We start from the raw sequence: 22,887 nt of genomic DNA, 5'->3' as shown, positions 1-22,887 counted from the left end.
GGCTCTACCCCATTAACGGGGGATAGCACTCATTAAACCCTGTTCACAATGCCATCCCACCCACAGTGGGCCAGCACTCGTAATCGATAGTTTTCAAAGTTTCTAAAACCATACGCTCTCCTTGAGATCATTTCCATCTTGTTGTGAAACCCTTCGGTAATACCGTTGCTTTTACTAAAGCGCCACATGGCGACAATCGGTTCCATCCAAGAGGTTAATGTCTTGGCCAATGCCTTCAGCGGACTGTCTTTCAGTTGTTCCAACAGCGCCAGATACTGTGGCAGTTTTTGCTTCATTCGTTTGACTCTGAGGGTTTTGAGCAGGATAAAGCGCATCAGCCTTTGCTTGATCAGGTACAGCTCTTTCAGGACAGGAAACTCGGCCAGGTAATCCATCAGTTTTGCGTGCTGTTCATCGCTCAGATGCCACTTATGTCGGCGCATCAGACTGAGTAGCCCGCGGTTTTTTCTGCCCTCCTGGTGGTGCTGTTGCCACAGTTTCAAAAAGTGCTGATTGATCAGTCGCACGACATGGAAACGGTCGGCAACAATCTTGGCATTGGGGAAGTGTCGTCGGGCAATACTGCGATAGGTTTCTGACAGATCCATGACCACGATCTGCACCTGATCTTTGCCTTCAACCCCTTGTAAATAGCGGCGTAGAGACGATTCTGAGCGCCCCAGTTTGACATCAAAGACCTTACGGTTGTTCAGGTCGACGAGAGTGGTGGCGTAGCCCTTTTTACGGGTAAAGAAATGCTCATCAATGCCCAGCACCTGAGGACAGGGGCGTCCGCTCATCTCTGAAGTTCTCATGCGAACCCGATACTGATACCAGCGCTCGATGGTGGCAGCGCTGATCCGATGTGTCAGTGAGAGTTTGCGCTGGGTGATACCGCCGTCATGGGCTTCAAAGACCTCCAGTCGGAAGGCTTCAGAGGCGCGGTAGCGGGGTCGAATACCCAGGAAAGGATGGCGAAAATAGCGGTGACACTTGAGACAGCGGTACTTGGGTACGCGCAGGTGCAAGGTCATTACCTTATTGCCCAGCCGGGTGTGTTTGACGGTGCGCTGATGGGTGGCTTTGATGTGTAAATGCTGGTGCTGACAGTGCTTGCAAAGTGGTCGTCGTGCGGGACTGGCCCACACTTCGAGGTTCTTCTGATGATCTATCCGTTCAATCTGAAGCTCAGGTATGCCTATAATTGTGCCTGCGAGGGACATCGGTGTTCTCCATTAAAGTGATCGTCGCAAAATCAGTTTAATGTAATGCCGGTGTCCCCCGTTAATGATGTAGAGCCCGAATTGCCAGTTACTTGCTCAAGGTGCCGACAAACCGTGATTATTCTGATGCGCAGCTATTTATTCTTTTTCTTTACGATTTGAGCATGCACCTGATAGCTAAGGCCAATACTGAGAGGATTATTGGTGCGATGAAAAAAATAGAGAATGAGTACCTTGGAAAGGATTTTACTACTGAGCCAATAACTGATCCGATAAATTCACTGCTTTGTAAATTTAATAAGGCCTCATTTTATTGCAATAAAAAAACAATGCTGCCAAAAATGACTGAACACAGATATATTCACTAACAGTGCCTAATCAATAGTCATCATTTGTTAATGAATAAAGACGCATGTCGTTGGAAATCGAAATGATCGTCGATTGACGGGCTATCGTTTGTTAACTCATAAATGCGCTGACCCTATCGATAGATCGGTGTGTCATCAGCGCTGTTACTCAGCCAGGCGATAGCGACAAACCACGATGACGCCCCTTCGCCGTCAGGGCTGCAAATTGCGCAAGATCCTACCTGATTCTACGGGCACTTCTCATCCACTAGAGACTGACCGTCGCTGTGTGCTTCGTCCAAATTTCCAGCGCGCACCCGAATGCCTTGCATGTCGGTGATTCCGCGAAAGCCTACTCCATGAGCCTTGAACCCGAGTCTCGCCTCACACTGCTGATAGTCCAGGCTGTCGTGATGGTGACCATGGAAAACCATTTTCACCCCCATGGACTGTGCAAGACGATCTATCTCCTCGAATCCGTGTGGGTGGCACGACGGTGCTTCATGGGTGACCAGGATATCCGCCTTTTGTTCAGCCAGTCGCTCGTAGGTATCTGGAAAAATTGTAGACAGGTGTTTAAGCGCATTTTTAGTGCCTTTGACAAATTCATGCCGGCGTGGTGGCGTCTTGCTCTTCAGACAATTGATATAGTCATCGTAGCTTTTAAGTTGTGGCAAGCTGCCGTCCTTTGCTTGACATTTTGGGTGCCAGACCTCGCCCCGAAAAACTCCGCCGAGACCGGCCACTCGAAGACCGTCAATTTCGACCACCCGACCACTGAGATTTCGATCAACTGATCCTTGTAAATTGTCCCAGCTTATCCGGTTGTCAGTGTCGTGGTTGCCATGGATATACCAGACACGAATTCCCGAATCGATTAGGGGACGAATCTCCTCCTCAAATGGCTGCTTGGAGTCGATGTCTCCCAGAAAAATTGCATGGGCAGCCATTTCCTGACGAGCACTCAGCGCCGGCAGCACGTGATCGATCCGACCGTGCACGTCACCAAGAAAATAGATCATGTGTATTCTCTTACAGTGAAATCATTACTCGACATTATACACGTAGTTTGTAAATTTCAGGGTTGGTCATCAGTTGTAGCAAATTAACCAAACGACGCAGTGCAGTTTCACCGATACCAAGCTAGCGATTGGCCTGGGAGAGTGAGCAGAGCCCTATGCAGCGACCAACTGGGCAGCTTCCAATTTGAATTCTGTCGTAAATGCGAGTCGTCTTCTAAACATCGAAAACCTCTGTCTATGCGATATTGTTGCCACTTTAAATGGTGTCCGGTTTTATTAGACCACTACAGTATTTGATGCAACAAAGCCATTTTAGTTTCTTCCAAAAAGCACTTCATATGCATAACACTCGTCTCAAGTGCGCGCTTGCGCGTCACTTTAAAGGCGTTTGTTATGCAAACTTGCCTGCCCTCTGTTACTGTGAAATAAATTCAATGCTGAACCCATCGTTGCCTGCCTTAGCCCCATGGCACTCTTTATATCTTACTCCACTTCCACACCAACAAGGCTGATTCGGTTTTAATTTTGGGCCCGACATTGGCGCACCGAGCTGATCAGCATCAGAAATGGCTATATCCATACAGGCAAAATTATTTTTATTGCTTATAGCACATATAAAATTGGGGAAATACATCTGTGGCTTTGCCGATAAAGGGTAATAATTGGTACTAAATGCCGAACTTCGGTCCCGAGGAATAACAACACTAAATATCTCATGGCCAATCGAGTTTCTAGTAGAAGGATGTGCGGCGACTTTCCTTATGTAGGTTACTAGCTTTTCTTCGACAAATTTTGCATCCCGACCGTCGACAGCAAGGTCCACTGCTTTATTAAAGTCCACAGAATACAAATTACCGGTTTGAGCGCCAATCCGTCCGAATAGTTTTATACGGGGTGGATTTGGACGAGGCTCGAGATGGAAGTATGCTTGAAATTCATCTCTTGCTTCAGGCAATACTGTTTTATTGTCAAGATCTTCAAAGTTAGAAACTAGTGCCAATGCACCTATAGGGGGCTCATGGTGATAAAGATATCCTGTAAACATTATTGACAGTCGTTTATGAACAGGGTTTAGCGTTTTAATATTAGGATGTGACCTGAAAATGCTAGTTGCGGCGCTCGTAAATCTATCTATTGTTTCTTTGGTATCAAAGCTTGGAGAGGCGCTGTTACAAAGAGATTCAGTAAACCATATCTGAGTATCAAAGCTCCCCGAGCGAGCGAGCCCAGAGAAACCTACGGCGAAGCGCCCATTTTTCGTTACTAGTATCGCTGACTTATTGGCGTCGTTATCTACTATCTTGCCATTGCTCGATAGCCGTCTATCAGAGCATTAAACAAAGTATTCAGAATTTCCAACTGAGATTATTAGTGTCACTGTAGTTGCCTAACGCCTTTCTTCAGCGGCGAAAGCATGCTGGCGTGGCTTTTGCGTTTTCTGCAAAAGGCATGACAGCATGATTTTGTCCGTCTGCAAGAACTTGTTAGGCATTTTTAAGGAACGTCCTCTTGCGCTGCAAACATCTCCATTTGGTGACTCGTTACTGAACTTTCTTCGCAGCGTCTTACAGCTAGATTGTGCTCACTTACCCGAGCTAGGATTTCTTCGTATTTTTCGCGTGAGAAGCCAGCAGGAATGTAGTCCTCATATATGTACATGTAATCTTCAGGACCGCCCCCTTGGCTATTTATCAATCTACGTACCTCTTCCGTTTTGGCATTCCATACATCATTCTTGTACTTGTAGTCTGAATCCGAAAGAATTCCTGCCCCGTCATCAGATGCGCCACACCTAGCCAATATCCACTCTTTAAAGTATGGCTCTTCTTGGTGGAACATTGATCGGAAGTCCGAGTCTTTTACCAAATCAATTTCATTAGACGCACTTTTAAACATCCTATCTGCTAGCTCTTGGGTGGCGCCAATCTCTCTCAAGTAATTCCGCACAGCCTCTTCAAGATTTTTGTAAATGCCCTCTGCCTCACTAATGCTTAGGCCGGCATATTGTTCTTGGCTAACGTATGGACGATGCAAGCCAATTACAGGGACATCCGACGTTTCATCTGCCCTGAAACCGTTTACCCAATAATGGTTGTCGCTAACCTGCTTTTGGACGCCACCCAGGAACATTAGCACGCAGGCGCTATAGCACTTTTTGAAGTCAGCCTCTGCAAGTGGTCTGCCGTCAGAATAAACAACAGAGTTTTGTGTTGCATACTCTTGGGCCCAGCCCTTTTGACGCTCATTCAGTATCCATTGCGCCTCTTGTTCTGACTCATGAATCAGCCTGTTTCCCCATACATACACTTGGGCCAGTGACTTACGAAACAACAGGCCGATCTTGATCGCCTCACCAACATCGCCACCCTCGCTGTTGAGAATGTACTTCAGTTTGTCGTCCCTGCCTTTAACAACAACGTTAATGTAGTCGCGGGTTATGCTCTCTACCTTCTCGTAGTCCCCTTTCTCAATCTGGCCTGTTATGAATATGGCGCCTGTATTGAGCTCATCATTCCCAATCCTGACTTCGGCAGTAAGTGCGGTTGTAGATAGGAGGCCAAATCCTAGGAATGTACAGATTTTGTGGTATCTCATATTTGCCGCTCCTCGAAAAATCTTATTGTCAGCTTGATTGGCTAGGGTAGTCGTTTGATATGCAAGGCTTACGTTACTCAGAAAATCGGATACCCACATCTAAGGCAGTTCTCAGAACCGATCGCCTCATTAAAGTGCACGCCGCCACCCCAGCCGCATTGCGGGCAGAATTCCTCCAATTCTGTATCCAGCCACTCCCAAGGCCCTAAATACTCTGGAACGGCATCCCTGTCGCAACCAAGAAACGCTCCGGCATTAGACTGAATGCAAATGAACGATGATGTGCTCATTTTCTTCAACTCTTCAAGGACGTCCGCAGGCTCGATAGAGAACCATTCACCGTTAAGCCGATGCTGCTGATACTTCCGATGAAGGGCCCTTTCGAGCGAGTGATCTCCTGATTCAATCCAGCCCATTATGGCGAGCTTTCTAGAGCTACCAGTTTGAAGCTCCCGAATCCGCTTTCCTGGATCCTTGCTAAAGCCGATCTTTATTCTCGACTCAGCGCAGTCCTCGTTCTCGACGATGAAGTAGGTGTACATTTCGGGCGGCCTAACGCCCCATGATAACCGGCGTGGGTGTCAGCCCACGTCCGGCGACCGAAGGGAGCGAAGTTAATTGTATGGTTACTGCACGCAGCGCTGCAGCCAAGCGGAACCCAGTATGCGAAGCCACTGCTGAGCATGAAGCCGCCGACAGCCACGGGGTTACCGACTGCCGCTGATCAGCGATAAACCTCTTAGAATTCACTTCCCAACCGGCTGTGTGTTTTTGCAATTTATTCTCCGGCAGCCACCTCACCATTGATGGCGTTTTATTCTATTGAACCCGACAACTGCGCAGCTGAACTTGCAGGCGGCATTGGCTGCGGCAAAAACTCTGACCAACCTGGCACCAAGCCAGCTACCTGCGGTGCACTGGGGGTTGGCACTCCCAAGTGCAGTAACATTTACATCGTGCGCTAGCGCGATTATCCTGGCTTTCTGCACGTTAACTCAATAGCGCAGTTTCTAAACTAAACAACCCAAGTCCTTGTCCCTAAAATACTAAACCTCACACACATGGCAATATAGCCGAATATGCGAGCGCACGTCTATTCAGATAGTTGTGTCAGAACACTGTTCGTGCACTGGATGAGAACGCAGTGTGTCGCGCAAGAATCTTGTGAGTCAGCGGCCACAGTACAGTGTAATCAACAATATTTGGACGTCGCAGAACTCTTTTTTACATCGGCAGAGAGTGAGTCAGTCCTCAACGACCCGGTACCCCTCCAGTGAATACTCGATCGAGCTCGGAAAATCCAGCTCCCTCACTGTGGTGTGTCCCACAAATACCGCGTCGCTTGCTTCACGACTCGCCTCATACTCGCGCATGAAATTCGCCTCGTTCACTCGATCAGGCAGTCGGCCTTCAAGTGCTAGGCGTACCACCTTGGCCACCGCCTCGGGTGACTCGCGCTGCGGGTAATGTGCTGCCATCGGTAGCAACCAGTAGGAGCTGGGAGCAGCGCGCTCATTCAGATAATTCATCCAAACATACTGTGAGATGCGCACCGGGTTCACTGTATCCTGCAGGCCCCACAGATAGGCCACCGGCACCGGACTACGCGGCAGATTGTTCAGCCAGCGTTGCTCGTGCACCTGTCGCTCCAGGAGGTAACGCCCCACATGTAGCAGCGCGCTGTCGCCATCGTTGAAGGCAAAGATGTCGGCATAGGCCACATCCTGAGGATCGCCCTCGGTCAGCCTTGGCCGCGCCCGGCGCTGGGCAATCATCGCCGGTCCCGCCTCGGAATCCAGCAAAGCGAGCTGAAACGGCACCAGGCTGGCCAGGGGCAGGTACATCCCGCTGTTGGAGAGAAAGTGATAATTGATGGTGTAGCCTGGGTTCGGGTTATCCAGATACAGGCCAAGAAACGAGAGCCCGATACTCACGCCGCGATCATGGGTATAGAGCGCGAAGTCATCGAAACCGATGACTTCGCGAACAAAGTGGTCCACTAGCCTAGCGTTATCTTCCAACATGTAGGAGAAGCCATCTAAGGGCTTGTCGGAAAACCCCGAACCGGGAAAATCCAGCACCGCGATGTGGTAGTCGTTTTGCAGTAGCGGAATCAACTGGTAGTAATCGAAACTGGAGTTGGGGAAGCCGTGCAGCATCAGAAGTTTCGGGTTATTCGGATCACCGAATGTGCGGTAGAACACGCTTACCTGTGCACCGTCGTTGTCGGCCACGGTTGAGGTCCACTCGAAGTAGTCGCCGGCCTCATACCAGGCCTGTGCCAGTGGTGAGTAGAATTCTACTGTAGGATCCTGTGCCTTCACTTCAATCGGCAACAGCAGAGTCAAAAAAATCAGAACAACCGACTTGCTTCTTTTCATAATCTGTGTCCATCGATAAGCCCAACCCATCATATTTGGTCAATAATAGGCTATGCAACACACGGTTGCCATTCTATTGCCCCAGCTATCCGAAGCAGTTATTACTAGAAATTTCGTCAATATTAAATCTCAAGGTAATAGCTGCTGACTGGGTAAAGGGTAGATCACAGATTTACGAGATAACTTGGAATTTAATTAGATTAGTTGGTCGCGCAGAAATCGAGGGCGGCACCTGATGATGTAGGTCAGGTATTTCCAGTAATATCATTTACTGGAAATAGTAGAGCAATCGAAGTCAATTAACTGATCTCAGTTCACTTGTTTTAAGGGCATCAATCTTCAATATTGATTCATCTTCAGCATGTCTAGATATTACCTTCAGATCGATTTCCATTTAGTTCGTTTAAATAATTTCCAAGTATCTCAACCATCAACTTATCATCAATAACTTTTGCCTTGCGAAGCGCAATGATCAATCTTTCGGTCTCGTCAGGAGTTACATTATCACCCGATAGCCTTGTGATAATTCTAGCTAGACTGGAGTGATTCGATGTCTCGATTTGAACGTTGTGTTCTTTTGCTAATCTAGCTACGAAAGACTTTAGACCACTTTTTGGAATTTCTGTCATTACCCCTGCAGCTATAACCACTGTCATACGATTAGACCTTTCTGATTCTTCAAAGCCTTCTGGTGTTGAAGATAATACAAGCAATATTAAAAAAAATCATGATAATCTTTATATAATATATAATAAATACAATAAGATACAGAAATATAATTCTAAAGCTGCGATCGAATCCGTCGATAACCTCTATGTAGGAAAAACTGACTTTGAGGGTATTGAGATGTCAAGCAGCGAAAATAAAATGCGTTTACTAGCTAGTGCTATTTCTGAGGCAAACAGTCCAGCATTGGTCAGGGATTTGAGTGCTATTAAGGACCTTGCTTCCGCCTCTTCCAAGTCGGCTGTTGCAAGAAAGTATTCAATGGGGATAAAGAGATTAATCGAACTGGAAAATACATTCAAGAAAAGTGGAATTGCTGGAATCTATAACTTTCCACGAAAGTCTGCATCAGTGCCGGCTCTAAAAGCTCCTCTTATTTGTCTATCTCCCTCAGAAAAAAAGGAGCTACGAGATATTGTCATGTCTAAAGCTCATGGTCGTTACAGACTTAGAGCGGAAATTGTTATCGCCTCATCAGAAATGCATTCCTGTCGGTCTGTAGGCAAGCAGGTTGGTTGCGACCATAAAACGGTGCTCAGAACGTTGTCGAAATTCGCTAAACAGGGCCTTGAGGGGTTGAAAGACGCAAAGACTGGCTGTGTGCCAGGTCAGGCAGCTCAAACACGGCTGCGTATTTTGGCTGAGCGAGCTAGATTGGATAGCCTAGGGAAAACTTGCACAGATGAAGAGGTTGCGAAATCACTCGGGCTATCGCCGTCATACGTGCAACTATTGTCTGGCGGTCTTCAGTGCCGTAGTCGTCGATCTCGATTGACGCAGTTGCGACTCGAAAAAAGTGCTATGGAGGTTAATCGAACGGTTGCAGATCTGCTAGATCTGCCGTTGACGGTCGATTCACGTATTCGTGTGGTATGTCAGTTTTGCCTTAAATCGGTTGAAATTAAAGCAAGTACACTGGTGTACAGTAAGGGGCGGTGTCCCTGCAATGCAAGGAAAAAAAGGGGATTGCACCGGACAGAGAATGCTGTGATCGAAGAGGTACAAAGACTAACAGGTATTGTATTCGAACGTAACGTACGTCCGGATTTTCTGTATCAACATACCGGGATGAGGCTTGAGGCCGATGGCCTGTGCATGAATAAAAAAGTCGTGATCGAATATCAAGGTGAACAGCATTTTCACACAGCTAGAATCAGGGGTATATCTGCGGAGGCTGCGCAAAAATGCCATGATCGGACCGTGAAAAATGATCGTCTAAAACGAGAAGCATGTCAGGCCAATGGCTTTACATATGTGGAGATTGGCCCTCTCAATCCTCGGAATACTCGTGAATTAAGAGAGGCTTGCATTGCTGCGCTAAAAAAGGTCGGTATTAGAATTCGACGACCAGGTTTAGCTGGATTAGATCGAACAGAATCAGGCACTATCTCTTGATAAATCAGACGGTAACCGGTTTTGATTGATGGTGACGGAACCTGAAATCGAAACACATTATTGCTAGCGACATGGGCAAAATTTTCATTGCAGCGCCAGGAGGCAGACGTGAGAGACGTGGCAGATATGGTCGTTTTCGATTTGTTCGGAACGTTGATTCGTTTTGGCGTCCGGCACCATCCCTATCGGAAAATTCTGGCGTGGGCCAAGGAGCGGGGCAGGCGACCGCATCCCGACGATGCCAGAGTGGTGATGACCATCAATAAGCCGCCTCATGCGGTGTTTGCTCAACTCGGTATAGCAGTGCCTTCGGCGATGCTGGAACAATTTCACCATGAGGTTGATGAAGAGCTCAGTTCGCTGACTCTTTTTGATGATGTTGAACCAACACTGACTGCATTAATAAATCAGGGCGTTCGCCTGGCGGTTTGCTCCAATCTGGCGGCGCCATATGGCAGGGTTCTGCAGGACCTGTTGCCGGAATACCCGGACCTGCTTAGGTGCCTGAGCTACGATGTCGGTGCCATCAAGCCTGACCCTGTGATTTATCGGTGGCTGGAGGATCACAGCGGGATTGCAGCCAAAAATATATTATTTGTTGGCGACAATTTCATTGCCGATGTTGAAGGTCCCCGTGGCGTGGGAATGAACGCTCTTTATCTGAAGCGCAACAGTTCTCCAGGTGATGGCTCAATCGGATCCCTGATAGACTTGATTCTGACAAAAGACAAGGAAGATCATGCATGAAAATACGCCTCTACAGCGACCTTCATTTGGAATTCAGTCCGTTTAATCCGCCAGATGCGGTCGCCGATTTAGTTGTTCTCGCTGGTGATATTCATGTTGGAGTCAAAGGTGTCGAGTGGGCACTCGAACAGAGTTTTGGCTGCCCGGTCTTGTACGTATTGGGCAATCACGAATTCTATGGGAAAAGCTATCCAGGCCTGATCCACAAAATGAAGTTACTGGCGCAGGGTTCTCCCATTCATGTCCTGGAGAACGAGTCGATCGAGATTGACGGGGTTCGATTTCATGGGGCAACACTGTGGACCGATTTCGAACTTTTCGGAGATGCACCAATGGCCGGCTTTGAGTGCCAGCAGGTGATGAATGATTTTAGAAAAATTCGCAAAGAGCCATCGTATTCCAAACTTCGGGCGATGGATGCCGCGGCTATTCATCAACGCTCGATCGCCTGGCTTGGGCGCAGTCTGCACGGCTCTACCGCAGCGACGAATGTGGTCGTTTCACATCATGCCCCGGGCCTCGGATCGGTGAATGAGGAGTACCATTCAAGCGTGCTGAGCGCCGCGTATGCCAGTGATCTAGCATCGTTCATATCAGAGCATCGCCCGGACTACTGGCTCCACGGTCATACTCACTCGTGTTGCGATTATCAGATTGGAACCTGTCGGGTAATTTGCAATCAACGTGGGTACCATAATGGAGAGATTGACGGCTTTATTCCTGATGGGATCATTACAATCCATGAGAATCCTAACTAATATACCAATGGCCTTAGTAGTGCCCAACTATTTGGATGTATGCGGAGGCCGTTAATATTTTTCTGAAATACCGAACAACGGATATTTCGTGCCCTTATAATGAATTAACCAGCTCCCCAATCTTTGTAAGTTTTCTTCCGCTTGGTGTTGTACTTGTTTTCAAAGCGGACAGTGCTTCTACCTATCGTTATCTTACGTGTGATTCGGCGTTCGCCTGTATAGAATGCGGTGTACACCGGCACATCTGGTGTCCTGCCTGAGGCATAAGCTTCTTGTGCTTGCCCCAGCCTGACGGGGATTCCCATTTTTTCGAGCACCTCCTCGGTTAGTTCCGACAAACCCGCTTGTGCCACCGGCCTTCCCGACAGAGAGCTGGGGCGGGCCTTAGCATAGATGCCGTGACTTATGCGTACGATCGTACCTTCGTTTATCAATTCGCGAAGAGCTCGGCTGATCTGGCTGGCGCTACCCATAGATTTGAAGTCTGAGCGAAACGACACTATCCTTTTATGTCGGGCAATCGATCTGGCTATTTTTTCTTTGACTGTAAGCCCTCGCACGATTACTCCTGCTCCTTGTTACGAGGAGACTCGGATGTATCGGAGGTTGGCGGCAGTTGAAGTTCAATTTCGCTGTATGGAATAAACTTGAGCAATCTAGTTGTATTTTGGGCATCAGCTATAGCCCGGTGTGGCACCCCTTCGAAAGTCAGTTCGTGATAACGTAGGGCCGCGGCAAGGCCATTTTGCCGTCGCTGTTTTGTCGTTCTTCGCCACGCCTTTTTCAAATTAATGTGTGGCATCCGCATATATGATGATTGCACGCCATTTCGTTCTTGTTCGCTCAAGAGCAACCTGCAATCGTAGAAACCCCAGCTTCCCCACATGGTATGGCGGTTCGCCGCCCAGTCGTCGAGCAAAGTCATGGCCTCACTGAAGATCGGTGCGTCATCGACATCTGTCTGCGTGATGCTCGTCAGCTCAGTGCAGAAGGGGCTTAACGTTGGATGTTGTACTGGCCGCACAAACGTAGAAAACTCATCTTCAATATTGCCGCCTAAGTCGCACAGGACGCAGCCGATTTCGATGATCTCCATCTTCTCGATGGGCACAGTTTCACCATCGACCCAGCAGGTGGCTTCAAGATCACAAACGATGATTAGTTCAGTCACAAAAACTTCCTCTCTATTTGCTCCATCGACAGGGCAAAGGCACTGAAGTGCCTTTTTGATGCAAGCAGTCGAGCTCATGTTTCTCTTGCCACCAGCACACAGAAGCACTTATTAAGCGATATAATAAATACTAATAAAAACAATGGTATGGGATATTAAGTGTATCTGCCTTTCGCAGGTGGGGCAAGCGCATTTCTTTTCTGGATAAGACCTGCGGCTGGCACATTCTATAATGCGATTGTAGACTCAGTGACTCTGGTACGAAGGTGGTTGCACCGTTGGAATGCTCCCCAACACGATCGACCCAACCATAACTTTTAAGGGAGATTTATAAAATGTCATGACCATTGGGTAAGGTTAACTGGAAGTCTTATTAAGGTCATGGTTCTAAATTCGGGGGGTAAGGTCAGGTTTTAGAAGATTCGACATCAAGAAACGGAATAATAACCTTTCGATTAGTTATGCTATGGTTCAGCTGTTGTGTTCCTAGGCAATTGCTAGCAAGTGATGGATCGGAATTTGGGAGTAAATGTATTGAGATCAAATGATGGATTTCCTTTATGATAGGTTTCCTGCCGATCAGTTCGCATGGGTTAGTTCGTTCGAGCATCTTGCTGAGAGATCATAATTAGAAACTGAGGTGCTGTTCTAGGACGGCTCTCAGTTAAAAGCCGCGACCCTCCAGTCACGCAGTTTTTGTGCTACGAACCGCTCATTGCAACGCTTGCAGCGCATGGGGCTGGCGAGTGAATTGCAGACCGGCGTATGGGCTGTCCATGCCGAAGCGGAACCCACGCTGCGGGCGATGGGCGAGCGCGGCGACATCATCCGCACCATGCAGCGGGCCATGAGCGGCAAGCAGCGTGACCTATCGGTATTCCAGCCCAGCGAGGGCGGCCGTTCGATCATTGGCCGCGTGGCAGGCAAAGGACTGGACGACGAGCTGTACGACAAGGGCTATCTGATCGTGGATGGCACCGATGGCAAAGCGCATTATGTCGCGCTGCCGCCGCGCACGGAACTGGAACAGTACCCGGCTGGCGCAGTGGTGGAAATCAAAGGTTCAAGGGCTCCCCGCGCCGCAGACAAGACCATCGCATCAATGGCCGTCAACGGCATCTACCGAACCGACCATCATCTGGCTGTTGCCAAGGCCCAACCGCACCTCGAGCGTGATCCGCACGAGGTGGTCGAAGCCCATGTGCGACGGCTGGAAGCTCTGCGCCGTGCTGGCCTGGTGGAAAGACAGACCGAAGGCGTCTGGCATCTGCCGCAAGACTTGCCCGAGCGAGGCCGTCAGTACGATACGCAGCGCCTAGGCGGCGTCTCTGTGAAACTGAAATCGCACCTACCGATCGAGCGTCAGGCGCGCGCGATCGGTGCCACCTGGCTGGATCAGCAGTTAATCGGTGGTGGCAAGGCGTTGGGGGATTTGGGCTTTGGTAGTGAGGTCAGAGAGGCGCTGCAACAGCGCAGCGACTTTTTGGTCGAACAGGGGCTGGCAGAAAAGCGCGGGCAGCGGATCGTTCTGGCACGGAGCCTACTGGCGACGCTGCGCAACCGCGAGCTGACACGAACCGCACTGGGCATTGCCGCGGATACCGGCCTAGAGCATCGCCCGGTCACGGACGACCAGCGTGTGGCTGGCATCTATCGGCGCTCGCTCATGCTCGCTAGCGGGCGTTACGCGATGCTTGATGACGGCATGGGTTTCAGTCTGGTGCCGTGGAAGCCAGTGATTGAGCAGCGACTGGGGCAACAGATCAGCGCGATGGTGCGGGGGAGTGGTGTGTCTTGGGACATTGGACGGCAGCATGGATTGTAGGTGGTTTAGCCTGGTCATATCGCAAGTGTCCCCGCCGGAGAAGTTCAGCGGATGAGCCTAAGTGCCACTGCATCCTGGCGTGGCTGCAACAGCCATTCTGATGGGGAAAAAGATTTCGAACGCAGTAACTTGTTCGTTGGGCGTAACGGTAATACAACCCCCGTGCGCGTCAATAATGGACTCTAAGTCTTCACCTAGACAGGATTGTCAGCCACATCCGTTTTCTTCTGGCCCAAGCTCCAAAATAATCGAGAGAATACGACTCTCGGTTTCCAGCTCGATACAGCGTCTTCCAGAGGCTCTTGGAAAGCTGTGAGGCAGAGGCCGTTGGTACCGTTTTAAGTGAATGTATCAGTGCTTGGACCACAGCATTCAACTCATCAACATCTTGCTGGATAAAACGATTATTGATCGCTCGCTCGATAATCCAACCGAACGTTAGCAGAATCGCTGTGATAACCGCTCCGTCACTGACATGATAATGACAGGAGGATTACGGGCCCGTAATGAACGTGCTTATGGCGGGCGAGAGCTAAGCAGCAACCGGTTTGCCAGAGGCTTTCGTCATTGGAACAGCCGGCGAAGCTGACAGTCAATGATCTATATATCAAACAGTTATGATTGGCGCGGTGGAGGGGGTACGGCCAAAAACGATGACAGTTGTAGTCATCATGGCTGGGTTAATGCCGATCATGTGGAATACGGATACCGGATCGGAGGTAATGAGGCGTATTGCAGCTCCGATGGTGGGTGGGGATGATTTCTTCCACTATCCTCACACTCATTGTCATCCCGGTATTCTATACGCTGGTGAAACAGCATCGATTAAGGCCTCGTTAATCAACGGATGGTGGATGAGGGGGCACAAGCTGCTGAAACATCTGTTCTTCAGCAGCTTGTGTTATCAGAGCATCATTCCGTGGGTTATCGCCCCATTCAATCGCGTGAGCCACGAAGCCGGAGAGCGTTGAAAACCACCGATGCCGAGCTGAGACTCATTGCGAGTGCGGCGAACATGGGTGAGAGCAGAATACCCGTGAGAGGATACAACACACCGGCTGCGATCGGGACGCCAAGCGCATTGTAGATAAACGCGAAACCCAGATTTTGCTTCATATTAGCGACGGTACTATCGGAAAGGTGCCGTGCGGTGGAGATTCCACGCAAGTCGCCTTTGACCAGGGTTACCTGAGCGCTGTTCATGGCAACGTCTGTACCCGTCCCCATGGCGATACCTACGTTAGCCTTTGCGAGAGCCGGGGCATCGTTAATCCCGTCCCCAGCCATAGCTACAATACAACCTTCAGCTTGAAGCTGTGTGACGAGGTCAAGCTTGTCAGCAGGTTTGACTTCGCCGTGCACTTCGTCGATTCCCAATTCCTTGGCAACAGCGTTAGCCGTTGCAATACCATCGCCGGTTGCCATGATGATACGAATCCCCGCTTGCTGGAGATCTCGCACTGCTTCCAGCGTGCTCTGTTTGATCGGGTCGGAGACAGCCAACAGGCCTGCAAGTTGGCCATCCGAGGCGAGATACATGACACTCGCACCTTTTTCGCGCAATGAGTCGGCGATGTTTGTCAGGTGGGTAACATCAATCCCGTCTTGCTGCATCAGAGCAGTATTGCCCAGGACCAGCGACTTACTATCGACTTGGCCACGAACGCCGATGCCGCTACCTGATTCAAAATCGTCGACTGCACTGAGTGTGAGGCCGCGCTCGCGCGCCGCGTTCACAATAGCGTCGGCAAGTGGATGTTCACTGCCTTGATCGAGGCTCGCTGCAAGACGTAGTGCTTCATCGGCAGTTATGTCACCTGCCGGAATTGCTTGTTCAAAAGCCGGACGTCCTTCAGTCAATGTGCCGGTTTTATCAACAATCAGAGTATCGACTTTGCGGAAGTTCTCAATCGCGGTGGCATCGCGAAACAGCACGCCTTGCGTAGCGGCTTTGCCGGTTGCCACCATGATGGACATGGGTGTGGCCAGCCCCAACGCACACGGGCAAGCGATAATCAGCACCGCAACAGCATTTATCAAACCGTACACCCAGCTCGGTTGCGGACCGAAGAACCCCCAAACGAACAGAGTTGTTATGGCGATGACCACTACAGCCATAACGAAGTAACCGGCAACCAAGTCAGCCATGCGCTGCATGGGAGCGCGCGAACGCTGCGCCTGCGCTACGAGCTGCACAATCTGAGAGAGCACTGTGGCAGAACCCACTTTCTCTGCCCGAATCACAAGCGCGCCTGAAGTATTCATCGTCGCGCCAATCACCTTGTCTCCGGGTCGCTTGCTTACGGGGAGTGGCTCTCCGGTCAGCATCGACTCATCCAATGAGCTATTACCTTCCTCTACCGTGCCGTCAACCGGGACTTTTTCACCAGGGCGAACGCGCAAGCGATCACCTTCATGTACGTGATTCAAAGGCACATCTTCCTCAGTGCCATCCTTGTTGATCCGCCGTGCTGTCTTAGGCGCCAGACCGAGCAAGGACTTGATGGCAGCTGATGTTTGCGAGCGTGCCCTCAACTCAAGCATCTGACCCAACAATGTCAGCGAAATGATGACAACTGCTGCTTCAAAATAGACTGAAACGCGGCCCATCGACATGAAAGTTTCGGGGAATATGCCCGGTGCTATCGTTGCGACAGTGCTATAGATAAACGCCGCTCCAGTACCAAGGCCTATCAGCGTCCACATGTTCGGGCTGCGGTTCACTATTGATTGCCAGCCCCGTACAAAAAATGGCTGCCCTGCCCACAACACTACAGGTATTGAAAGAACGAGTTCGATCCATGTTTGCACGCCCATGCTGAACCAGCCAAGCTGCGGGCCGAACATAGCAAGTATTGTCACGATGACAGTAAACGGCAGCGTCCACCAGAACCTGCGTGAAAAATCTTTCAACTCTGGATTGTTATCATCATCCAGACTGGGCATCAATGGCTCAAGAGCCATGCCACACTTTGGACAGGTTCCCGGGTGATCTTGCAGGATCTCCGGATGCATAGGGCAAGTGTACGTCGTGCCGGGCTCATGCGGCGTTGTATGTTCCTCCGACTTGGTGGGATCGAGGTACTTTTCCGGGTCATCACGGAATCTACCCAAACACTTGGTGCTGCAAAAATAGAAAGACTTACCCTCATGCTCCATGTGATGGGAGGAATTCTCTGTAACTCGCATGCCGCACACGGGATCTGAGAGCGGTGCATCTGTGTACGACGGATCCACGTGGTGTGGATGTTCTGATTGATTCTGCCCCATAACAACTAATCCTCTCGAGGTATGTGCCAAATTCCGTATACGCGTGCGTATAGCCTCATGATTGCATACATTTACTTCTTTGCAGCATCACTTTAACCCATTGGATGAGAAACCAGAAGTCTGCGCACCTAACAGGAACCTTTCGGAAGAAGCATGGAACGACGAGGCCGGCGATAACATGTAATTGATTGTCATTTTCTAGATCGGCGTGCCCCGTCGTTTTTTGATGGCTGAGATCTCTACTGTCACGCTCTCAACTGCCGAGGTAAATCTGGTCAATAAAATCGGATATATGACACGAGGATTACATGAATGTAACGATAGAGTCATCCGCGTGACAGCGGCGCCGCCTATCATCGGAATAAAAGAATGTGCGGCATTCAGGGGACTGAATCATGATTGAACACCATAAGATCTCTGTGTCGATAGTTAAAGAATTACCGAGGCAAATATGATGCATTCCAATATTAAAGGCGGTTCCTGGTTGGCGGGTTTATTTTTGCTTTACGTGATCGGCGCTGGCACGGCAACCGCATCGGAGTTGGTCGCTGAAGTCTGGAAAGACCCCGACTGCGGTTGCTGCAACGAATGGATCCAGCATCTTGAAGAAGCCGGCATCCAAGTCCGCACTTTCAATATCGGCAACACCGCTATACGGGAACAGTTTGGCATCGCAAGACAGTTTGGCTCCTGTCATACCGCCAGAATCGGCGGCTATGCCATCGAAGGCCATGTGCCGGCTACCGATATCAAGCGTCTCCTGAAAGAAAAACCTGAGGCGATCGGCCTGGCCGTACCAGGTATGCCGATCGGGTCACCTGGCATGGACGGCCCGCTCTATGGCGACCGCAAAGACCCCTACGACGTTCTGCTGATCCATGTCGATGGCAGCACCAGCGTCTATCAAGCCTATCGCTGATCGATGCGATGAAACGGCCAATGTCCCGCTTCGGGATCAAGAGGAGAACACAATCATGAACACAGTGGATCTCGACGTCCAGGGCATGAGCTGCGGCTCATGTATCGCGAAAGTCACCGATGCGCTGAAAGAGCTGCCGGGAGTCGATGCCGTGGAAGTGCATTTGGCCACCGGCCGCGTTCAAGTTCGAGGCAACTTCGATCAAGGCAATGATCCGCTGCTGTCGACGTTGCAACAGGCCGGGTATCCCGCGCGTCTGGCAAGCGGCGACACCCTGTCCAGCCAATCAACAGAAGGCGGCGGCCGAAGTTGCTGCAGCCGAAATTCTTAAACATAGGAAGAGGTGTAATGCACATGAACCGTACTACTCAATTTCGCTCTCTGATTGTTGGTGCCTGTCTTGCGACCGGCTTACTGATCACATCGGTCGCTCAGGCCCATATCTCCCTCGTCAAATCCATACCGACGGCCGATGCTGTTGTCACGACACCGCAGCAGATCGATCTCGTCTTCAGTGAACAGCTTGTACTTCGCGCCTCGCGCTTGGAGCTGAGCGTCATAAAGGACGGTGGGGCCGCGGAGAAAGTCGAGCACATCGACGTTGAACTCATCAACGACGGCAAGACGCTGCGCGCTACGTTGCATAACCCCCTCGGAGTAGGCGTCTACCAGGTGCAATGGCGCGCCGTCGGTGATGACAACCATCCGATGACTGGCGAATACAGCTTCACCATCAAATGAGCGGGCGCCAACATCATGTCCAGTCTTCCCGACTACACGCTTCGGTTCATGCAGTACCTGGACTTGATGCTGCTGTTCGGATTGCCGCTATTCGCGTGGTACGGTCCGGCCGCCTCAACGACCAGCGGCGATAAGCACCCACCCCTGCCCAGATGGGCCTTGACCCAGGGGCTCCTGATCTGTGGAGTGCTCGGCTTGGCGCTGGCGGGCATTGAGATTGTGCGCAGCACGGCTGGCATCATGGGGGTCGCGGTTTCCGATCTGGCGCGGGACGACTTGGCCTGGTATCTGTTCGACACCCCCGCTGGGCGCGCCGGGCTGACGCGAGCATTCCTGCTGGTTCTGCTGCTTGCTGTACTCGGCTGGCAGTCGCAGCGCGCCGAGCGCCCATTCCCCATTCGGCGAGTGACCCTACTGGCCGGCGTGGCGCTGGTCAGCCTGGCGTGGAATGGACATGCTGCCAGTGGCGAGGGTGTGAGTGGTACGGTGCGGCTGGTGGCTGGTATGGCGCACCTGCTCGCTGCCGGCGGCTGGATCGGGGCCATCTTCGCCTTGCTGATTTTGTTCGTTCGTCACGGCAAGCCCGCCGCGGGTGAGGGCTTGCACATGCTGTGGCGGGCACTGCACACCTTTTCGCGGCCGGGCACGGTCTTCGTCGGCGTCCTGGTGGTGACCGGCATCTTTCACTACGGGGATCTGGTCGGCTGGTCCATCGCACCGCTGTTCCACAGCCGGCACGGCAACCTGATGCTGCTCAAGCTGGCGCTGTTCGCTGCGATGCTGGGCCTCGCCGCCTTGCATCGCTGGTGGTTGGTGCCCCGGCTCGAACGTGACATCCATACCGGCGTCCCTTCGCACTCTGCACAGCACCTGCGACTGAGTGTGACCATTGAGGCAACGATCGCGCTCCTGATTCTGGTAAGCGTAGCGGTACTCGGCACCCTCAGCCCTCATGGATGACAACACTTGGAGGCCAACAGGTGGACAACAACCAACCAGGGACTTCGTGCATCTCATGCACGAGTGATGAAGGGGCCTCATGGAGCTACGTCATTTACGGTGTTTCATTGCAGTTGCAGAAGAACTCCATTTCGCCCGCGCTGCCGAGCGGCTGCATATCGAGCAGTCGCCGCTGTCACGGGCCATCAAGGAACTGGAAGAAGAACTGGGCGTGTCGCTGTTTGCGCGTACTACGCGCAGCACGCGGTTGACCCGAGCGGGCACGCTGTTTCTTGAACATGTTCCTCGCGTGTTCGCTGCACTTGAGCAAGCGCGTGACAGCGTAAGGGCTGCGGCCAGTGGTTTCCATGGTCAGTTACGCATTGCCTTGTCCGATGGTATTACGCCGTCGCGATTGCCCGCTTTGTTGGCACAGTGCCGTTTGCATGAACCAGAGGTCGATATTCGTTTGTTCGAGGTGTCGCTGTCGCAACAGGTCAAGGGATTGATTGATGATCTTTACGACGTGGGCTTTGCGCAATCTGACGTCATCTCGACCTGCTTTTTACGTCTAGTTTCCCCGATACCCTCCCTCTAGTAGCCATTCGTGACCCATCATTACACCTCGTATGGCCACACGTTGAGTCGGATGGAGTGATTTGTTTGCCGTCGTCCGGAAACAGCTGTAACGGTAGTGATCTGTTGAAGCAAGCAGCTGGTGTCTTCCGAGAAGCATTGTCATTTCTCGTAAATGTTGCCTCAGATGCGTGGAGAAACTCTGAATTTCAAAAAGAATTTGATGCCTATTGGGGAAATCGTGTTCAGCAGCGAGAACCTTCCATCAGGGCTCTTATTTCTCCGGCAACACGTAGTTGCTTGCGACCCTGCGTGTCGATCGGAAGAAAAATCTATGTGGGTGATACCGATGCCGGTTTGCGGGACTTCGTGCAAAGAATGACGGGGAAATCTGTTCAGAAAGTTGCAATTACTCAGGCGTTGCTGATTAAACTGCCTAAAGCGCTCATCCCAGCAGAGATGCCTTGTACTGCCAAAGAGGCCGCAGACCTAATATCTCTTTATGCTAAAGACCTTATACCAAGACTGGATACCCATATTAAAGGTAATAAAGACCTATTACTTGTAGTGCAAGCACCACAAAGAGATAGCGTTGCATACGGTGGTCTTTGGATACCTAATTGCGCATCACCAACCAGTCGCCGGCCTTCACGCCAGAGGCTTAAGGGATTTAGACTTGGACGTGAACCTTCCAACCTGCTGTGGCGTAATTTTTTTTCGTCAAGCAAGCGACTGCAATACTGCCGAATTGCCCGTTTTGATGATCTTACAGTTTGTAGCCGGGTGGACCACCAGTCAAGTGAACTTGATTTAGCGGATCGCCATGTGGCCTTGATAGGGTGCGGATCCGTGGGCTCATATATTGCCACCATGTTAGCCCAGTCTGGTCTCGGGCATCTAACCTTGGTAGACCCGGAGCCATTAGCCTCCGAGAATTTATGAGTTATTGTCAAATCTGGTGTTCAGGCATTTGATCAAGCGACTTTCTGGTCAGCTGTTATCACCTCTTCACCATCCCTGAACTTCACACCCTGGACCACCTTGGCCAGGTAATTAAACCCGCGCTGTTTGCGCCAGTTCTTCTGAGCACATTCCCCCAACTTATAGATCATGTGCAACATACCGTCTCGACTCAGGCAGCCCTTTGAGCGTTTCGTCCGGTGACGGATCGTACCGAATGTCGACTCGATAGGATTGGTCGTTCTCAAACTCTGCCAGTGCTTGGCTGGAAAATCATAAAACGCCATCAACTCCTCACGATCTTTGTGTAAGCACTGCACCGCTTTGGGATACTTTGCCTCGTACATGCGCTCAAACTGCTCAAAAGCCGCCTCGGTTTCTTTTCGCGTTGCCGCCTGCCAGATCTCATGAAGCGCCTGCTTCATCTTCGGCTGTACTGACTTGGGGGCCGCGTTCAGCACATTGGCTGTTTTGTGCACCCAACACCGTTGCTGACGGGTCGCACCATACACCTCATCCAATGCCGACCAGAAGCCCATCGCTCCGTCACCAACGGCCAGTTTGGGTGTATTCATTCCCCTGGCTTTCAGATCAAGCAACACCTCACGCCAACTCTGTGTCGACTCGCGAACACCGTCCTCAATGGCCAAAAAATGCTTCTGACCGCGTTCATTAACACCAATGATCACCAGCGCACACAGCTTGGTATCCTCGGCCCTCAGGCCACTGTAGATACCATCAGCCCACAGATACACCCAACGATCCCTGTCCAGCCGAGATTGTCGCCAGGCGGTATACTCCTGCGCCCACTGACGTTTCAGCCGTGCCACGGTACTGGCGGACAAACCTTTGGCTTCGGGGCCCACCAGCACTTGCAATGCATTGTCCATCTCGCCCGTCGAGACGCCTTTCAGATACAGCCACGGCAGAGCAGCCTCCAGCGAACGCGTCTTGCGCACATACGGCGGTACCAGCGCTGAGCGAAAGGTGACCGGTTTACCATCTTTGGCGCGAATCTTCGGCACCTTGACGGTCACAGGCCCGATCCCCGTCTGAATGTCGCGCTCCGGCTGGTAGCCATTGCGCACAACTGCGGCACGGCCATCTTCCAGTCGTCGTTCTGTGAATTGTTGTAAATACTCTGACAACTCGGCTTCTACGGCCTGTTGAATCAAATCTCGGGCACCTTGACGAAGTAATTGTGTCAACGGATCGGCATTCTTCTCTCGACCTGCAAACCCAACAACGTTACTCTTGTCCATAGCGGCGTATTCCTCGTGTTGATTGACTTG

The 22,887-nt window shown here is 51.0% G+C and carries 19 protein-coding genes and 2 pseudogenes; 10 read left to right on the top strand and 11 right to left on the bottom strand.

The genetic code is table 11. The features are described from left to right. Positions 1-32: 32 nt before the first annotated feature. The 6 genes from PSCS_RS04740 to PSCS_RS04710 all read right to left on the bottom strand — a co-directional run bounded on the left by PSCS_RS04740 (position 33) and on the right by PSCS_RS04710 (position 7,568). Complete coding sequence (locus tag PSCS_RS04740) at positions 33-1,223, bottom strand: ISL3 family transposase (protein ID WP_068809987.1); 1,191 nt, start codon at positions 1,221-1,223, stop codon at positions 33-35. A 595-nt stretch (positions 1,224-1,818) separates the two neighbouring features. Next, positions 1,819-2,592 carry a metallophosphoesterase family protein gene (locus PSCS_RS04730; RefSeq protein WP_068810650.1) on the bottom strand — a complete coding sequence of 258 codons (774 nt, stop codon included), beginning with the start codon at positions 2,590-2,592 and terminating at the stop codon, positions 1,819-1,821. A gap of 415 nt (positions 2,593-3,007) precedes the next feature. Beyond that, positions 3,008-3,637 carry a YecA family protein gene (locus PSCS_RS16100; protein ID WP_082866569.1) on the bottom strand — a complete coding sequence of 210 codons (630 nt, stop codon included), beginning with the start codon at positions 3,635-3,637 and terminating at the stop codon, positions 3,008-3,010. A gap of 449 nt (positions 3,638-4,086) precedes the next feature. Next, a complete protein-coding gene (locus PSCS_RS04720) occupies positions 4,087-5,187 on the bottom strand; it encodes a hypothetical protein (RefSeq protein ID WP_068893784.1) in 1,101 nt (366 codons plus the stop codon). 77 nt (positions 5,188-5,264) lie between these two features. Beyond that, positions 5,265-5,729, bottom strand: coding sequence for a GIY-YIG nuclease family protein (locus PSCS_RS04715; protein WP_068810647.1), 465 nt, complete (start codon positions 5,727-5,729; stop codon positions 5,265-5,267). Between the two features lie 702 nt (positions 5,730-6,431). Continuing rightward, complete coding sequence (locus PSCS_RS04710) at positions 6,432-7,568, bottom strand: alpha/beta fold hydrolase (RefSeq protein WP_068810646.1); 1,137 nt, start codon at positions 7,566-7,568, stop codon at positions 6,432-6,434. A gap of 567 nt (positions 7,569-8,135) precedes the next feature. Here PSCS_RS04710 and PSCS_RS04700 point away from each other — a divergent pair. The 3 genes from PSCS_RS04700 (at position 8,136) to PSCS_RS04690 (ending at position 11,194) form a co-directional block, all read left to right on the top strand. Beyond that, positions 8,136-9,689, top strand: a complete 1,554-nt coding sequence (locus PSCS_RS04700) for a helix-turn-helix domain-containing protein (RefSeq protein ID WP_157885623.1) — start codon at positions 8,136-8,138, stop codon at positions 9,687-9,689. A 108-nt stretch (positions 9,690-9,797) separates the two neighbouring features. Next, positions 9,798-10,436, top strand: coding sequence for an HAD family hydrolase (locus tag PSCS_RS04695; RefSeq protein ID WP_229694562.1), 639 nt, complete (start codon positions 9,798-9,800; stop codon positions 10,434-10,436). Further along, on the top strand, positions 10,433-11,194 hold the full coding sequence (locus tag PSCS_RS04690; protein WP_068810643.1) for a metallophosphoesterase: 762 nt from the start codon (positions 10,433-10,435) through the stop codon (positions 11,192-11,194). Before PSCS_RS04695 ends, PSCS_RS04690 begins: the two co-directional genes overlap by 4 nt. Positions 11,195-11,298: 104 nt before the next feature. Here the strand turns inward: PSCS_RS04690 and PSCS_RS04685 are convergent, their stop codons facing one another. Together PSCS_RS04685 and PSCS_RS04680 are read right to left on the bottom strand one after the other, a co-directional pair. Continuing rightward, positions 11,299-11,754: a DUF6088 family protein gene (locus PSCS_RS04685; RefSeq protein ID WP_068810642.1), complete on the bottom strand. Its 456-nt coding sequence runs from the start codon at positions 11,752-11,754 to the stop codon at positions 11,299-11,301. Positions 11,755-11,756: 2 nt separating this feature from the next. Beyond that, on the bottom strand, positions 11,757-12,365 hold the full coding sequence (locus tag PSCS_RS04680; RefSeq protein ID WP_068810653.1) for a 3'-5' exonuclease: 609 nt from the start codon (positions 12,363-12,365) through the stop codon (positions 11,757-11,759). Positions 12,366-13,080: 715 nt separating this feature from the next. Here PSCS_RS04680 and PSCS_RS04675 point away from each other — a divergent pair. Further along, positions 13,081-14,190, top strand: a pseudogene (locus tag PSCS_RS04675) (DUF3363 domain-containing protein); the annotation flags it as partial. Positions 14,191-14,380: 190 nt separating this feature from the next. Here PSCS_RS04675 and PSCS_RS16435 read toward each other — a convergent pair. Both PSCS_RS16435 and PSCS_RS04670 read right to left on the bottom strand, forming a co-directional pair. Further along, a complete protein-coding gene (locus PSCS_RS16435) occupies positions 14,381-14,647 on the bottom strand; it encodes a hypothetical protein (RefSeq protein WP_397387150.1) in 267 nt (88 codons plus the stop codon). 479 nt (positions 14,648-15,126) lie between these two features. Beyond that, a complete protein-coding gene (locus tag PSCS_RS04670; protein WP_082866563.1) occupies positions 15,127-17,460 on the bottom strand; it encodes a heavy metal translocating P-type ATPase in 2,334 nt (777 codons plus the stop codon). A 454-nt stretch (positions 17,461-17,914) separates the two neighbouring features. On the opposite strand from PSCS_RS04670, the gene PSCS_RS04660 reads away from it, so the two are divergent. The 6 genes and pseudogenes from PSCS_RS04660 to PSCS_RS04635 all read left to right on the top strand — a co-directional run bounded on the left by PSCS_RS04660 (position 17,915) and on the right by PSCS_RS04635 (position 21,577). Beyond that, a complete protein-coding gene (locus PSCS_RS04660; RefSeq protein WP_397387149.1) occupies positions 17,915-18,379 on the top strand; it encodes a DUF411 domain-containing protein in 465 nt (154 codons plus the stop codon). Between the two features lie 55 nt (positions 18,380-18,434). Next, positions 18,435-18,710: a heavy-metal-associated domain-containing protein gene (locus tag PSCS_RS04655; protein WP_068810638.1), complete on the top strand. Its 276-nt coding sequence runs from the start codon at positions 18,435-18,437 to the stop codon at positions 18,708-18,710. 23 nt (positions 18,711-18,733) lie between these two features. Continuing rightward, complete coding sequence (gene copC / locus PSCS_RS04650; protein ID WP_068810637.1) at positions 18,734-19,120, top strand: copper homeostasis periplasmic binding protein CopC; 387 nt, start codon at positions 18,734-18,736, stop codon at positions 19,118-19,120. A gap of 15 nt (positions 19,121-19,135) precedes the next feature. Beyond that, positions 19,136-20,080, top strand: coding sequence for a copper homeostasis membrane protein CopD (copD, locus tag PSCS_RS04645; RefSeq protein ID WP_068810636.1), 945 nt, complete (start codon positions 19,136-19,138; stop codon positions 20,078-20,080). A gap of 79 nt (positions 20,081-20,159) precedes the next feature. After that, a pseudogene (locus tag PSCS_RS04640) lies at positions 20,160-20,612 on the top strand (LysR family transcriptional regulator); the annotation flags it as partial. 5 nt (positions 20,613-20,617) lie between these two features. Continuing rightward, on the top strand, positions 20,618-21,577 hold the full coding sequence (locus PSCS_RS04635; RefSeq protein ID WP_317621780.1) for an E2/UBC family protein: 960 nt from the start codon (positions 20,618-20,620) through the stop codon (positions 21,575-21,577). A gap of 32 nt (positions 21,578-21,609) precedes the next feature. On the opposite strand, the gene PSCS_RS04630 is transcribed toward PSCS_RS04635, so the two are convergent. Then, a complete protein-coding gene (locus tag PSCS_RS04630; RefSeq protein WP_068810652.1) occupies positions 21,610-22,857 on the bottom strand; it encodes an IS256 family transposase in 1,248 nt (415 codons plus the stop codon). Positions 22,858-22,887 lie beyond the last annotated feature (30 nt).

It is taken from the genome of Pseudohongiella nitratireducens (genome assembly GCF_001642735.1).
Classification (GTDB): Bacteria; Pseudomonadota; Gammaproteobacteria; order Pseudomonadales; family Pseudohongiellaceae; genus Pseudohongiella; species Pseudohongiella nitratireducens.
The sequence above is the reverse complement of the archived record's forward strand: the minus strand, read 5'-3'. Positions and strand labels throughout refer to the sequence as shown.